Annotated in this window: 14 protein-coding genes; 8 read left to right on the top strand and 6 right to left on the bottom strand. The window is 59.9% G+C overall.

All coding sequences use genetic code 11. The annotated features are described in order from the left end of the window. Positions 1–32: 32 nt before the first annotated feature. The 5 genes from cadB to SERRSCBI_RS18815 all read left to right on the top strand — a co-directional run bounded on the left by cadB (position 33) and on the right by SERRSCBI_RS18815 (position 6,826). Positions 33–1,376: a cadaverine/lysine antiporter gene (gene cadB, locus SERRSCBI_RS18835; RefSeq protein ID WP_042785259.1), complete on the top strand. Its 1,344-nt coding sequence runs from the start codon at positions 33–35 to the stop codon at positions 1,374–1,376. A 95-nt stretch (positions 1,377–1,471) separates the two neighbouring features. Next, positions 1,472–3,610, top strand: coding sequence for a lysine decarboxylase CadA (gene cadA, locus SERRSCBI_RS18830; RefSeq protein WP_033635725.1), 2,139 nt, complete (start codon positions 1,472–1,474; stop codon positions 3,608–3,610). Between the two features lie 68 nt (positions 3,611–3,678). Then, positions 3,679–5,124, top strand: a complete 1,446-nt coding sequence (dtpD, locus tag SERRSCBI_RS18825; RefSeq protein ID WP_042785258.1) for a dipeptide permease DtpD — start codon at positions 3,679–3,681, stop codon at positions 5,122–5,124. Between the two features lie 56 nt (positions 5,125–5,180). Then, entirely contained in the window at positions 5,181–6,512 is a 1,332-nt protein-coding gene (tilS, locus tag SERRSCBI_RS18820; RefSeq protein WP_042785257.1) for a tRNA lysidine(34) synthetase TilS, read from the top strand. Beyond that, positions 6,512–6,826, top strand: coding sequence for a c-type cytochrome (locus SERRSCBI_RS18815; RefSeq protein ID WP_025304017.1), 315 nt, complete (start codon positions 6,512–6,514; stop codon positions 6,824–6,826). The genes tilS and SERRSCBI_RS18815 overlap by 1 nt, the downstream gene beginning before the upstream one ends. Before the next feature lie 50 nt (positions 6,827–6,876). On the opposite strand, the gene rof is transcribed toward SERRSCBI_RS18815, so the two are convergent. Together rof and SERRSCBI_RS18805 are read right to left on the bottom strand one after the other, a co-directional pair. Then, complete coding sequence (rof, locus tag SERRSCBI_RS18810) at positions 6,877–7,140, bottom strand: Rho-binding antiterminator (protein WP_004931991.1); 264 nt, start codon at positions 7,138–7,140, stop codon at positions 6,877–6,879. Further along, entirely contained in the window at positions 7,127–7,327 is a 201-nt protein-coding gene (locus SERRSCBI_RS18805; protein ID WP_033652508.1) for a YaeP family protein, read from the bottom strand. The genes rof and SERRSCBI_RS18805 overlap by 14 nt, the downstream gene beginning before the upstream one ends. 213 nt (positions 7,328–7,540) lie before the next feature. Here SERRSCBI_RS18805 and SERRSCBI_RS18800 point away from each other — a divergent pair, with 213 nt between their 5' ends. From SERRSCBI_RS18800 to nlpE, 3 genes are read left to right on the top strand one after another with little or no spacing between them, the layout of a single operon-like run. Then, on the top strand, positions 7,541–8,089 hold the full coding sequence (locus tag SERRSCBI_RS18800; protein ID WP_033644891.1) for a YaeQ family protein: 549 nt from the start codon (positions 7,541–7,543) through the stop codon (positions 8,087–8,089). A gap of 3 nt (positions 8,090–8,092) precedes the next feature. Next, a complete protein-coding gene (gene arfB / locus SERRSCBI_RS18795) occupies positions 8,093–8,506 on the top strand; it encodes an alternative ribosome rescue aminoacyl-tRNA hydrolase ArfB (RefSeq protein ID WP_033644893.1) in 414 nt (137 codons plus the stop codon). Between the two features lie 29 nt (positions 8,507–8,535). Further along, positions 8,536–9,219 (top strand): envelope stress response activation lipoprotein NlpE, encoded by a 684-nt coding sequence (gene nlpE, locus SERRSCBI_RS18790; protein WP_033644894.1) that lies wholly within the window; start codon positions 8,536–8,538, stop codon positions 9,217–9,219. A 68-nt stretch (positions 9,220–9,287) separates the two neighbouring features. On the opposite strand, the gene proS is transcribed toward nlpE, so the two are convergent. The 4 genes from proS to SERRSCBI_RS18770 all read right to left on the bottom strand — a co-directional run bounded on the left by proS (position 9,288) and on the right by SERRSCBI_RS18770 (position 13,157). Continuing rightward, a complete protein-coding gene (proS, locus tag SERRSCBI_RS18785; protein WP_042785256.1) occupies positions 9,288–11,006 on the bottom strand; it encodes a proline--tRNA ligase in 1,719 nt (572 codons plus the stop codon). A 112-nt stretch (positions 11,007–11,118) separates the two neighbouring features. Further along, positions 11,119–11,826: a tRNA (N6-threonylcarbamoyladenosine(37)-N6)-methyltransferase TrmO gene (tsaA, locus tag SERRSCBI_RS18780; protein WP_016929866.1), complete on the bottom strand. Its 708-nt coding sequence runs from the start codon at positions 11,824–11,826 to the stop codon at positions 11,119–11,121. Then, positions 11,823–12,227 (bottom strand): Rcs stress response system protein RcsF, encoded by a 405-nt coding sequence (gene rcsF / locus SERRSCBI_RS18775; protein ID WP_025304011.1) that lies wholly within the window; start codon positions 12,225–12,227, stop codon positions 11,823–11,825. The genes tsaA and rcsF overlap by 4 nt, the downstream gene beginning before the upstream one ends. Positions 12,228–12,341: 114 nt before the next feature. Then, the gene (locus SERRSCBI_RS18770) at positions 12,342–13,157 is read right to left on the bottom strand and encodes a MetQ/NlpA family lipoprotein (protein WP_033644900.1); all 816 of its coding nucleotides are present in this window, start codon (positions 13,155–13,157) and stop codon (positions 12,342–12,344) included. Between the last annotated feature and the right edge of the window lie 27 nt (positions 13,158–13,184).

Genomic DNA, 13,184 nt, shown 5'->3' with positions numbered 1-13,184 from the left:
TTATAAGAAACGTAAATCAGGAGAAACTGACCATGGCTTCACCCAAGAAAATAGGGCTTATTGCCTGCACCGGCGTAGTCGCCGGTAATATGATGGGGAGCGGGATTGCCTTATTGCCCGCCAACCTGGCGAGTCTCGGATCCATCGCCATTTGGGGATGGGTGATCTCGATTATCGGGGCGATGTCGCTGGCCTACGTGTACGCCCGCCTCGCGACCAAAAATCCGCAGCAGGGCGGCCCTATCGCCTACGCCGGTGAAATTTCCCCGGCGTTCGGCTTCCAGACCGGCGTGCTTTATTACCATGCCAACTGGATCGGCAACCTGGCCATCGGCATTACCGCCGTTTCTTATCTCTCCACCTTCTTCCCTGCGTTGAACAACCCGGTGCCTGCCGGCATCGCCTGTATCGCCATCGTGTGGATCTTCACCTTCGTCAACATGCTGGGCGGGACCTGGGTCAGCCGCTTGACCACCCTGGGCCTGGTGCTGGTGCTGATCCCGGTGATCGTAACCGCCACCCTCGGCTGGCACTGGTTTGACGCCGCCACCTACCAGGCTAACTGGAATACCTCCGGCACCACCGACAGCCATGCGGTCATCAAAAGTATTCTGCTGTGCCTGTGGGCGTTCATCGGCGTGGAATCCGCGGCGGTCAGCACCGGCATGGTGAAAAACCCGAAACGCACCGTGCCGCTGGCGACCATGCTCGGCACCGGCCTGGCGGGCATCATCTACATCGCCGCCACCCAGGTGATCAGCGGCATGTTCCCGGCGTCTGAAATGGCCGCCAGCGGCGCGCCGTTCGCCATCAGCGCCTCGGCGATTATGGGCGACTGGGCGGCACCGATGGTTTCCGCGTTCACCGCCTTCGCCTGCCTGACCTCGCTCGGGTCATGGATGATGCTGGTCGGCCAGGCCGGGGTGCGCGCCGCCAACGACGGCAACTTCCCGAAAGTGTACGGCGAGCTGGATAAAAACGGCATTCCGAAAAAAGGCCTGCTGCTCGCGAGCTGCAAAATGACCGCGCTGATGGTGCTGATCACCCTGATGAGCTCCGCCGGCGGCAAGGCTTCCGATCTGTTCGGCGAGCTGACCGGCATCGCGGTGCTGCTGACCATGCTGCCTTACTTCTACTCCTGCGTAGACCTGATTCGCTTCGAAGGGGTCAACGTGCGCAACCTGCTGAGCCTGATCGCTTCGGTGTGCGGCTGCGGCTTCTGCTTCATCGCGCTGATGGGCGCCAACTCTTTCGAACTGTCCGGCACCTTTATCATCAGCCTGATTATCCTGATGTTCTACGCCCGGAAAATGAATACCCGCCAGGCTGCCAATGCAGCGGCGGTCGATGAAAACACCACGGCCAAAGCGCACTGATTCGCGTCCGCTGACCGACTGAATTTACCCAGCCCCTTTCTTTCCGACCTGTCAGCCGCGACGGGAAGGGGCTTGCTTTGCCAGGAGAAATGCATATGAACGTTATCGCCATCATGAATCACATGGGTGTCTACTTCAAAGAAGAGCCTATCCGTGAACTGCATCAGGCGCTGGAAAGTCTGGATTTCCGCATCGTTTACCCTAACGATCGCGAAGACCTGCTGAAACTGATCGAGAACAACGCCCGTCTGTGCGGGGTGATCTTCGACTGGGACAAATACAATCTGGAGCTGTGCGAAGAGATCAGCCAACTGAACGAATACATGCCGCTGTACGCATTCGCCAACACCTATTCCACGTTGGACGTCAGCCTGAACGATCTGCGCATGCAGGTGCGCTTCTTCGAGTATGCGCTCGGCGCGGCAACCGACATCGCCGCCAAGATCAAACAGAACACCGACGAGTATATCGACACCATCCTGCCGCCGTTGACCAAGGCGCTGTTCAAATACGTGCGCGAAGGCAAATACACTTTCTGTACGCCGGGCCACATGGGCGGCACCGCGTTCCAGAAAAGCCCGGTGGGCAGCCTGTTCTACGATTTCTTCGGCCCGAACACCATGAAGTCGGATATTTCGATTTCGGTGTCCGAGCTTGGGTCGCTGCTGGATCACTCCGGCCCGCACAAAGAGGCGGAAGAGTACATTTCCCGCGTGTTCAACGCCGAGCGCAGCTACATGGTGACCAACGGCACCTCCACCGCCAACAAGATCGTCGGCATGTATTCAGCGCCGGCGGGCAGCACGGTGCTGATTGACCGTAACTGCCACAAGTCGCTGACTCATCTGATGATGATGAGCGACATCACGCCGATCTACTTCCGCCCGACCCGCAATGCCTATGGCATCCTCGGCGGCATTCCGCAGAGCGAGTTCCAGCGCGCCACCATCGCCAAACGCGTGAAGGAGACCCCGAACGCCACCTGGCCGGTGCATGCGGTGATCACCAACTCCACCTATGACGGCCTGCTGTACAACACCGACTTTATCAAGAACACTCTGGACGTGAAGTCGATCCATTTCGACTCCGCCTGGGTGCCTTACACCAACTTCCATCCGATCTATAAAGGCAAGTGCGGCATGAGCGGCGGCCGCGTGGAGGGCAAGGTGATCTATGAAACCCAGTCCACCCACAAACTGCTGGCGGCCTTCTCGCAGGCTTCGATGATTCATGTGAAGGGCGATATCAACGAAGAGACCTTCAACGAAGCCTACATGATGCACACCACCACTTCGCCGCACTACGGCATCGTGGCGTCGACCGAAACCGCCGCGGCGATGATGAAAGGCAACGCCGGCAAGCGCCTGATCAACGGCTCTATCGAGCGCGCGATCAAGTTCCGCAAAGAGATCAAACGCCTGAAAGTCGAGTCCGACGGCTGGTTCTTCGACGTCTGGCAGCCGGAGCATATCGATGAGCCGGAATGCTGGCCGCTGCGCTCCGACAGCGCCTGGCACGGTTTCAAGAACATCGACAACGAACACATGTATCTGGACCCGATCAAGGTCACTATCCTGACCCCGGGGATGAGCAAGGAAGGCGAGATGCAGCCGTTCGGCATCCCGGCCAGCATCGTGGCGAAATACCTCGACGAGCGCGGCATCATCGTCGAGAAAACCGGGCCTTACAACCTGCTGTTCCTGTTCAGCATCGGCATCGATAAAACCAAGGCGCTCAGCCTGCTGCGCGCGATGACCGACTTCAAACGCTCGTTCGACCTGAACCTGCGGGTGAAAAACATGCTGCCTTCGCTGTATCAGGAAGCGCCTGATTTCTATGAAAACATGCGCATTCAGGATCTGGCGCAGAACATTCACCGCCTGGTGGAGCAACACAACCTGCCGGACCTGATGTACCGCGCGTTCGAAGTGCTGCCAACCATGGTGATGAATCCGTACCAGGCGTTCCAGAAAGAGCTGCACGGCGAAGTGGAAGAGGTCTATCTGGAAGAGATGGTCGGTAAGGTCAACGCCAACATGATCCTCCCATACCCGCCGGGCGTGCCGCTGGTGATGCCGGGCGAGATGCTGACCGAAGAGAGCCGGCCGGTGCTGGAGTTCCTGCAGATGCTGTGCGAAATCGGCGCGCATTATCCGGGCTTTGAAACCGACATTCACGGCGCCTATCGCCAGGCGGACGGACGTTATCGGGTGAAAGTGCTGAAGGCGAAATAACCGCAGCCAATAAGAGGGGAGGCGCTCGCGCTTCCCCTTTGTCGTTCACCGACTGATGGGAGACCACCATGAAAACACCCTCACAGCCGCGCGCAATCTACTATGTCGTAGCGATACAAATTTGGGAATATTTCAGCTTTTACGGCATGCGTGCGTTATTGATCCTCTATCTGACCCACCAACTCGGCTATACCGACAGCCACGCCATCGATCTCTACAGCGCTTACGCTTCGTTAGTTTACGTCACTCCTATTCTTGGCGGCTGGCTCGCCGACCGCCTGCTGGGCAACCGCGTCGCGGTGATCGCCGGCGCGGCGCTGATGACCCTGGGACATATCGTGCTTGGCCTGAGCGCGGTCTCCGCCCAGTCGCTCTATCTGGCGCTGGCGATCATCATCTGCGGCTACGGCCTGTTCAAATCCAATATCAGCTGCCTGCTGGGCGAGCTGTATCCGGCGCAGGACTCGCGCCGCGAAGGGGGCTTCTCGCTGCTGTACGCCGCCGGCAACGTCGGATCTATTCTGGCGCCGATCGCCTGCGGGTTGGCGGCCGAGCGCTATGGCTGGCACGTCGGCTTTGCGTTGGCCGGGATCGGCATGTTCGCCGGCCTGGTGATTTTTCTGCTGGGCGGACGCCATTTCCGCCACACGCGCGGCGTGAATGCACCGCTGATGCGCGCCAAAAGCCTGGGTTTGCCGCACTGGGGTTGGCTTCTGGCGGCGCTGCTGGCGTCGCCGCTGTTCTTCACGCTGCTGTTTGAACGCGGCTGGGCCGGCTATTTGCTCGGGCTGGTGTGCGTGGCGGCGGTGGTGCTGGTGGCGCGCATTATGCTGCGTGCGGATGCCGGCCAGCGCCGGGGGCTGTGGCAGATCGTTGTGCTGATGCTGCTGGGCACGCTGTTCTGGGCTTTCGCCCAGCAGGGCGGCAGCTCCATCAGCCTGTTTATCGATCACTTCGTCGATCGGCGCTGGTTCGGCTGGACGGTGCCGACCGCCTTGTTCCAGTCGGTTAACGCCTGTGCGGTGATGCTGGGCGGCGTGGCGCTGGCGTGGCTGGCGAGCGGCGATGGCGATCGCACGCTGCGCATCTGGTGCAAGTTCGCCTTCGGTCTGCTGTTGATCGGCGTCGGCTTTACGCTGATGGCGCTCAATACCCGGCTGCACGGGCCGGGATCGATGGGGCTGATGATCGCCGGTCTGGCGGTGATGGGCTTCGCCGAACTGTTTATCGATCCGGTGGCGATGGCGCAGATCACCCGGCTGAATATCCCTGGTGCCACCGGCGTGTTGACCGGCATCTATATGCTGGCCACCGGTTCGATCGCCAACTATCTGGCGGGCATTATCGCCAATCAGACCGCCGAGGATCACATCGAAGGGGCGGCGATGCAGGCGTATGGCCGCATTTTCGCCCAGATCGGCTGGGGGGCGGCCGGATGTGCGCTGGCGGTGATCGCGGTGCTGGGCGGCTGGTGGCTGCTGACGCGACGCCAGGCCCGGACGGTTAATGCTTGATTGATGGCGGTAGGCGGGGTTAACGTGCAGCTATGTAGAAGTGACAAAGCCTACCGATGGATACTGATCAATTAACGACGCAGGTGGCGGAACAGCTGGGCGCGCAGCAGCGGCTGCTGGTGGCGTTTAGCGGCGGCCTGGATTCCAGCGTGCTGCTGCATCTGCTGGCGGCGTTGCGCCGCCAACGTCCGGCGCTGCAGCTACGTGCGCTGCACGTGCACCATGGCCTGAGCGCCTTTGCCGACCGTTGGGTTGAGCATTGCCGCAGCCGGTGCGCCGAGTGGCGGATCCCGCTGACGGTGACGCACGTGCAGGTGGATGCCCGCCAGGGCGGCATCGAAGCGGCGGCGCGGGCGGCGCGCTATGCCGCTTTCAGCACAGCATTGGCGGAGGGCGAAGCGCTGCTCACCGCCCAACACCTTGACGATCAAAGCGAAACCTTCCTGTTGGCGCTCAAGCGCGGCAGCGGGCCGGCGGGGTTGTCGGCGATGGCGGCGCGCGCCACGCTGGGCGAGCACCTGCTGTTGCGGCCGCTGCTGGGCTGCTCGCGTCAAACGCTGGAAAATTACGCGCAACGCCACGGCTTGGCCTGGATAGACGACGACAGCAATCAGGACACGCGCTTCGATCGCAATTTCCTGCGGTTGCAGGTGTTGCCGCAGCTCAATCAACGTTGGCCGCACTTCGCCTCGGCGGTGGCGCGCAGCGCCAGCCTGTGCGCCGAACAGGAACAATTGTTGGACGAGCTGCTGGCGGAACCGCTGCAAAGCCTGTTGGCGGCGGATCGCTCATTGGCGATCGACGGTTTGACGGCCTGTTCGCCGGTGCGGCGCTTCGCTTTGTTGCGGCGTTGGATCGCATTGTTCAACGTTACCATGCCGGCGCGTGAGCAGTTGCAGCGTCTGTGGGAGGAGGTGGCGCTCAGCCGGGAAGATGCCGAACCGCAGCTGCAGCTCGGCGCCTATCAGATCCGCCGTTTCCGAGGCCGATTGCACTTGTTGCCGCCGCTGGCGGCGCTGCGCGATGTGCATCTGCCCTGGCAGCCTGACGAGACGCTGACGTTGCCGGACGGGCTGGGGCAGTTGGTTGCCGGTGAGGGCGATCTGGCGCTGCGCGCGCCGCTGCCATCGCAGCAGATTAGCATTCGTTTCGGCGGTGTACAGGGCGCGGTGCGCATCGTGGGGCGCGCCCATTCGCGGCCGATAAAAAAACTGTGGCAGGAGCTGGGTATTCCTCCCTGGCAGCGTGAACGCATCCCGTTGATTTATTATGATGAGCAGCTGATCGCCGCGCTGGGCGTATTCGTCTGTGAGGCGGGGCAGGTGCCGGAAGGCGAACGCCCGTGGCGGCTGCGCTGGGAAAAAAATCATAATCGTGAGGAGCAATGATGAAGTTTGTGGAAATCGCGCTGTTGGCCGCCGGCCTGTTCAGCCTGCCGGCGTTGGCGGCGGGGGATGCGGCCGCCGGTCAGGCCAAAGCCGCCGCGTGCGCGGCCTGTCACGGCGCGCAGGGCAAGGTGACGGTGCCGATGTACCCGAATCTGGCCGGGCAGAACGCCATGTACCTGCAGCACGCGTTGCAGGCGTACAAGAAAGGGGAACGCAACGGCGGGCAGGCCGAGGTGATGAAAGCCTATGTGTCGGGATTGTCGGATGACGATATCGCCGATCTGGCGGCTTATTACGCCAGCCTGAAGCCCTAAATGACGAGGGCAGCCGTTGGGCTGCCCTGTTGGGATGGGGTTACCGCTGCTCAGTCCGACAGACTGACGACCACGGTACCGATTTCCGGATGACTGAAACTGCTGATATGGTCCAGACGCAGGTCGCGCTGCTGGCCGTTCTGTTCGATGGTCAGATACTCAACGCGTTTCTTTTGCAGCAGGTCGATCGCCTTGGCCTCGATCACTTCTCCGTCGCGTAACTCCAGCTTCAGAATAAGTTTATGCTGACAGGCGAGTTCCAGGTTGTCGTAGTCATCGCAATTGATGGGTTGGTACTCATCATTCATCAACATAGTCGCTCACCAATAAGTTAGCGGCGGCAAAGGCCGCCTGTTCCCTAACGGAGGACGGTAGCGCGTGGTTCGCTGCGACATCGTCCAATGCCTTCAACGCACAAGCCAGCGCATCAGGCACGTAGCCAAGATCTCCACTGCCAATCTCGGCGTAAGTACGGCGTACTAACTCACAGTATTGTTGCACAGTTTCCTCCCTTAAGAACCTCTGCATCATCAAGACTACTATCGCGATGAGGCGCAGGCTCTCGGAGTTTTATCCTATCCTAGACGACTATAGCACAGCTGTTATGGAGTTATCAGCACCCCGGCACGCCTTTCGCACTGCCGCAGCCTGGCCGCGCTGGCGGGGTTTGGCCCTGATCAAGTACACTGTCGCCGGATAATAACGAGGTCACCCATGGCGCTGAAAGCAACCATTTATAAAGCCGCGGTCAATATTGCTGATATGGATCGTCACTTCTACCACGACGCCACGCTGACGCTGGCGCAACACCCGTCCGAAAATGAGCAGCGCATGATGCTGCGACTGTTGGCCTGGATCTGCCACGCCGACGAGCGGCTGGTGTTCACCAAAGGGTTGAGCGCCGACGACGAGCCGGAGATCTGGCAGCGCAACGACCACAACGGGCTGGAAATGTGGATCGAGATGGGATTGCCCGACGAGAAACGCATCCGCAAGGCCTGCAACCAGTCGCCGCGCGTGGTCTTGTACGCTTACGGCGAGCGCGCCGCGCACGTTTGGTGGCAGGCGATGCAGGGAAAAGTGGCCGGCTACAAGAACCTGAGCGTGCGTTTCCTCGATGACGAACAGCTGGCGCGCCTGACGGCGCTGGCCAGCCGCACCATGACGCTGCAGGCAACGCTGCAGGAGGGAACTATTTGGCTGTCTGATGCTCAGAATAGTCTGGAAATCCAGTTTGCCGAGTGGCAGCAGGCACAGGTGTGACCGGTGCTGGAACTGTCAAGAAACGTAGCCATACCGGATAATGAGCTGGAATTGACGGCGATCCGCGCGCAGGGCGCGGGTGGCCAGCACGTGAACAAAACCTCAACGGCGATCCATTTGCGCTTTGACATCCGGGCATCCAGCCTGCCAGAGTATTATAAGGAAAGGCTGCTGGCGCTGAATCATCATCTCATTACCGCTGATGGCGTAGTGATTATCAAGGCGCAAGAGTATCGCAGTCAGGAATTGAATCGCGAAGCGGCGTTGGCCAGATTGGTCGCGCTGATTCAGCAGGCGATGGTGGTGGAAAAAATGCGCAAGGCGACCAAGCCGACCAAAGGGGCAAAATTGCGCCGTTTGGAAGGCAAGGCGCGTAAGGGCGCCACCAAGGCGCTGCGTGGCAAGGTTCGCACTTAGGAATACATGAACACAGTAGGAGAATAACTGTGAAGAAAATTACGGTAGCCCTGTTCTTGGCGGCAGGCGCACTCTCGTTGTTGGGATGCAACAATCATTATCAACCGAAGGAACAACCGCTGCAGGCGATGCCGCAGAGTTATCAAGGGCTGTTGCCTTGCGCCGATTGCGGCGGGCTGGATACGGCGCTGTTCCTGGATGAGGACGGCACCTTTGTGCTGCAGGAAACTTATCGCGGCACCAAAGACGGCGATCAGACCTTCGCCGACTACGGCAAATGGGCGCGCACCGCGGATAAGCTGGTGCTGACTGACAGCACCGGGGAAAAACGCTACTTCCGCCCGGTGGGCAAGAGTCTTGAGATGCTGGATCGCAGCGGCGCGCCGATCGCCTCCAAACTGAATTATCGTCTGGAGCCGGTCGAGAAGCCATTGCCTAAAACGCCGATGGTGATGAAAGGCAGCTACACCTATATGGCCGACGCGGCGGTGTTCAAAGATTGCGCCACCGGCATCACGTTCCCGGTGGATAACAACATCGCGCTGGAGCAAGGTTACGCCAAAGCCAATAAGAATGCCGGTGAGCCGGTGTTTCTGACTTTCAACGCGCACTTCAGCGTGCAGCCGTCGATGGAAGAGGGGCAGATAGAGAAGGCGGTGGTGCCGGACGGTAAAATCGCGTTCGACCGCAGTAAAAGCTGCAGCAACAACTAACTTCCCCTGTCCCCATGGACATAAAAAAACCCGCCTAGGCGGGTTTTTTATTCGCTGACGCTCGGTGTTTAGCGTTTGATCTGGCCCAGCAGGAAATCAACGATTTCACCGGTTTTGATCATGTGCTTCTCGCCGACGCGGCGGTTTTTGTACTCGATCTCTTCGTTGTCGAGGTTACGGTCGCCGATAACGATAGAGTGCGGCACGCCGATCAGCTCCATATCCGCGAACATCACGCCCGGGCGCTCTTTGCGGTCATCGAGGATCACGTCGATGCCGTGGGAGCGCAGGGTGTTGTACAGCTCTTCGGCCAGCGCCTGCACGCGGAACGACTTGTGCATGTTCATCGGCAGAATAGCGACCTGGAACGGCGCGATGGCGTCTGGCCAGATAATGCCGCGTTCGTCGTGGTTCTGCTCGATGGCAGCGGCCACGACGCGCGTCACCCCGATGCCGTAGCAACCCATGGTCAGCACCTGGTTGCGGCCGTCTTCACCCTGTACGGTCGCTTTCATCGCTTCCGAATACTTGGTGCCGAGCTGGAAGATATGGCCCACTTCGATGCCGCGTTTGATCAGAAGCGTGCCCTGACCGTCCGGGCTGGCGTCGCCTTCCACCACGTTACGGATGTCGGCCACCTGCGGCAGCGGCAGATCGCGCTCCCAGTTGATGCCGAAGTAGTGTTTGCCGTCGACGTTGGCGCCGGCGCCAAAGTCGCTCATCGCCGCTACGCTGCGGTCGGCAACCACCGGCATCTGCAGCTTGACCGGGCCGAGGGAACCCGGGCCGGCGCCGACGATGGCGCGGATCTCTTCTTCAGTGGCGAAGGTCAGCGGCGCGGCAACCTGCGCCAGCTTCTCGGCCTTGATTTCGTTCAGCTCGTGATCGCCGCGCACCAGCAGGGCGATCAGTTTATGGCCGCTCTCTTCGGTGGCGCGCACCATCAGCGTCTTCACGGTTTTTTCCACCGGCAGCTGGAATTGCTCCACCAGCTCGGCGATGGTTTTGGCGTTTGGCGTATCCACCAGGCGCAGATCTTCGCTGGCCGCCGCGCGCGGCGTTGCCGGAGCGACCGCTTCCGCCAGCTCGATGTTGGCGGCGAAGTCGGAACCGGTGGAGAACACGATATCGTCTTCACCGCTGTCTGCCAGCACCTGGAATTCGTGCGACGCACTGCCGCCGATCGAGCCGGTATCGGCCTGCACCGGGCGGAAATCCAGGCCCATGCGGCTGAAGATTTTGCTGTACGCTTCGTACATCGCGTCGTAAGTCTCCTGCAGAGACTCCTGCGAGGTATGGAAGGAGTAGGCATCCTTCATCAGGAACTCACGGGAACGCATCACGCCGAAACGTGGGCGCACTTCATCACGGAACTTGGTCTGGATCTGGAAGAAGTTCAGCGGCAGCTGCTTGTACGAGCTGATCTCGTTGCGGATCAGATCGGTGATCACTTCTTCATGCGTCGGGCCCAGCACGAAAGGACGGTCGCCGCGGTCGACGAAGCGCAGCAGCTCGGGGCCGTATTGCTCCCAACGGCCGCTTTCCTGCCACAGGTCGGCAGGCTGAACCACCGGCATGGATACTTCGATCGCGTTAGCATTGTTCATTTCTTCGCGAACGATGTTTTCAACCTTTTTCAGAACGCGCAGGCCGGTCGGCAGCCAGGTGTAAAGACCGGAGGCCAGCTTGCGGATCATCCCGGCGCGCAGCATCAGCTGGTGGCTGATCACTTCGGCGTCGGCAGGTGTCTCCTTCAGAGTGGAGAGCAGATATTGGCTAGTACGCATGGTGTTTTGGTTCCGTTAGAACTGCAAATTGCATCGGGCTACCAGAGTGGCGGCCAAAAAGTGATTTAGTTTACCAGCGCGAGCGGGTCGCCAAAAGAGAGGCGGCGGAATTTTAACGCGGGTCGAGCGCCAGCACTTCGGTGTGGCCGTCCACGACGCGCCAGCGCACGTTGAAATCCAGCAGCCAGACGGCGTAATCCCGTTCGACGTCCTCTCCTTTACGATAGGCGGGACGGGGGTCCTGTGCCAGCACCTGGCTGATAAAACGCCTTAATTGCGGGTAGCGCGCCTGATGTTGCTGCAGCTGCTGTTCCGCCTGCGGCGCGAAACGCACCGGCATATCGCCGGCGGGCGCGGCCTGGGCAAAGCCGGCGCGGGCCTGCGGTTGGCTCTCGGCGAACGGCAGATAAGGCTTGATGTCCACCACCGGGGTACCGTCGACCAGATCGAGGCTGCCCAGTTCCAGCGCCACTTCCCCGTTTTTCACCCGTACGCCTTTGAGCTCAATGAGCGACATGCCGAGCGGGTTGGGGCGGAAGGTGGAGCGGGTGGCGAACACGCCCATGCGGGCATTGCCGCCTAAACGCGGTGGGCGTACCGTTGGGCGCCAGCCGCCTTCCATGGTTTGATGGAAAATGAACATCACCCACAGATGGCTGAAATCGCTGAGACCGCGAACCGCTTCCGCCTGGTTGTAGGGCGGCAGCAGCAGCAGTTCGCCGCCACCGTCTTCGACCAGCCCCGGTTGGCGGGGCACAGCGAATTTCTCTTTATACGGCGAGCGGATCACGCCGATCTGCTCAAAAACGAATTCGGTCATTTAGACGAGACGTTAAGCGCCGAGCCCTGGCAAACGGCCTGCTGGTAACAACCGGCGACGCCGCTGACAATCTGGCAGTCGTGCAGCAGCACGGCGTTGGCCTTCATGTAAGACGCACGGATTTGCATGCGTTTACGGGCGGTAGCCAGATTCGGTGGGGAGTCTTGTACGGTGGTTTGGCACGATTCGCCGGACACTTCACCCAGATCGCGGAACGGTTTACCCACGAGTTCTTCTGCACTTTTATACAGTTTTACCGGAGCGGGGCGGGCGGCCGGCGTGGTCTTGGCCGGGGCGGTCGTGGTCGGCTTGCTGGTGCTGTTTGTTGAGGATGGCGCGATACGTTGCGATGAACATCCGGCCAGCGCGAGCGCTAACAAACAGAGAGGTAGAACACGCATTGAGATTCCTCTGCCTTAATGAAAGTGGCGCTATTGAAGCAATCTATGGCGGAAATAACAAGACGGGCCTTGGCCCGTCTTGCAATTATAGGAATAAAATTGGTGAATAAGCGCTTACCAGCCTTTCACGGCACCGCCGTTGAAGATTTTGTTGGCGGCGGCGTCAACTTCGTCAGACTGGTAGGCCTGGACGAATTTCTTCACGTTTTCCGCGTCTTTATTATCTTCGCGCGCAACCAGCAGGTTGACGTAAGGCGAGTCTTTATCTTCCACAAACAAACCGTCTTTCGCCGGCGTCAGGCCGATCTGGCTAGCATAGGTGGTGTTGATCACCGCCAGCGCGATCTGCTGATCGTCCAGAGAGCGCGGCAGCTGAGGGGCTTCCAGCTCAACCAGCTTCAGGTTTTTCGGGTTCTCGGTCACGTCCAGTACGGTCGGCAGCAAGCCAACGCCGTCTTTCAGTTTAATCAGACCGACTTTCTGCAGCAGCAGCAGCGAACGGCCCAGGTTGGTCGGATCGTTCGGCAGTGCGATCTGAGAACCCTCTTTCAGTTCGTCCAGCGATTTGATTTTCTTGGAGTAACCGGCGATCGGGTAAACAAAGGTGTTGCCGACCGGCACCAGCTTGTAGCCGCGATCTTTGATTTGCTGATCCAGATACGGTTTGTGCTGGAAGGCGTTCAGGTCGATATCGCCTTTGCTCAGCGCTTCGTTAGGCAGCACGTAGTCGTTGAAGGTGACCAGCTCAACGTCCAGACCGTATTTCTCTTTCGCCACTTTCTGCGCCACTTCGGCCACTTGCTGTTCAGCGCCGACGATCACGCCGACCTTGATGTGGTTTGGATTCTTTTCATCCTGGCCGCAGCCCGCCAGAGCCAGAGTGCCGATCAGTGCGCCAATTGTCGCGATGGATTTAAATGTTAACGACATATCCCTTCCTCATTAGACTCGCATTAA

Origin of the sequence: Serratia sp. SCBI (assembly GCF_000747565.1) — a bacterium.
In the GTDB taxonomy this organism is placed as follows: Bacteria; Pseudomonadota; Gammaproteobacteria; order Enterobacterales; family Enterobacteriaceae; genus Serratia; species Serratia ureilytica.
This window is presented reverse-complemented; position numbering and strand designations above follow the sequence as displayed.

Bases quoted from the DNA above. Each gene is read 5' to 3' on its own strand.
- rcsF (WP_025304011.1), bottom strand. From the start codon at position 12,227: ATGCGTGTTCTACCTCTCTGTTTGTTAGCGCTCGCGCTGGCCGGATGT.
- SERRSCBI_RS18815 (WP_025304017.1), top strand. From the start codon at position 6,512: ATGAAGTTTGTGGAAATCGCGCTGTTGGCCGCCGGCCTGTTCAGCCTG.
- rof (WP_004931991.1), bottom strand. From the start codon at position 7,140: ATGTTGATGAATGATGAGTACCAACCCATCAATTGCGATGACTACGAC.
- cadA (WP_033635725.1), top strand. From the start codon at position 1,472: ATGAACGTTATCGCCATCATGAATCACATGGGTGTCTACTTCAAAGAA.
- SERRSCBI_RS18800 (WP_033644891.1), top strand. From the start codon at position 7,541: ATGGCGCTGAAAGCAACCATTTATAAAGCCGCGGTCAATATTGCTGAT.
- dtpD (WP_042785258.1), top strand. From the start codon at position 3,679: ATGAAAACACCCTCACAGCCGCGCGCAATCTACTATGTCGTAGCGATA.
- SERRSCBI_RS18770 (WP_033644900.1), bottom strand. From the start codon at position 13,157: ATGTCGTTAACATTTAAATCCATCGCGACAATTGGCGCACTGATCGGC.
- tsaA (WP_016929866.1), bottom strand. From the start codon at position 11,826: ATGACCGAATTCGTTTTTGAGCAGATCGGCGTGATCCGCTCGCCGTAT.
- cadB (WP_042785259.1), top strand. From the start codon at position 33: ATGGCTTCACCCAAGAAAATAGGGCTTATTGCCTGCACCGGCGTAGTC.
- proS (WP_042785256.1), bottom strand. From the start codon at position 11,006: ATGCGTACTAGCCAATATCTGCTCTCCACTCTGAAGGAGACACCTGCC.
- tilS (WP_042785257.1), top strand. From the start codon at position 5,181: ATGGATACTGATCAATTAACGACGCAGGTGGCGGAACAGCTGGGCGCG.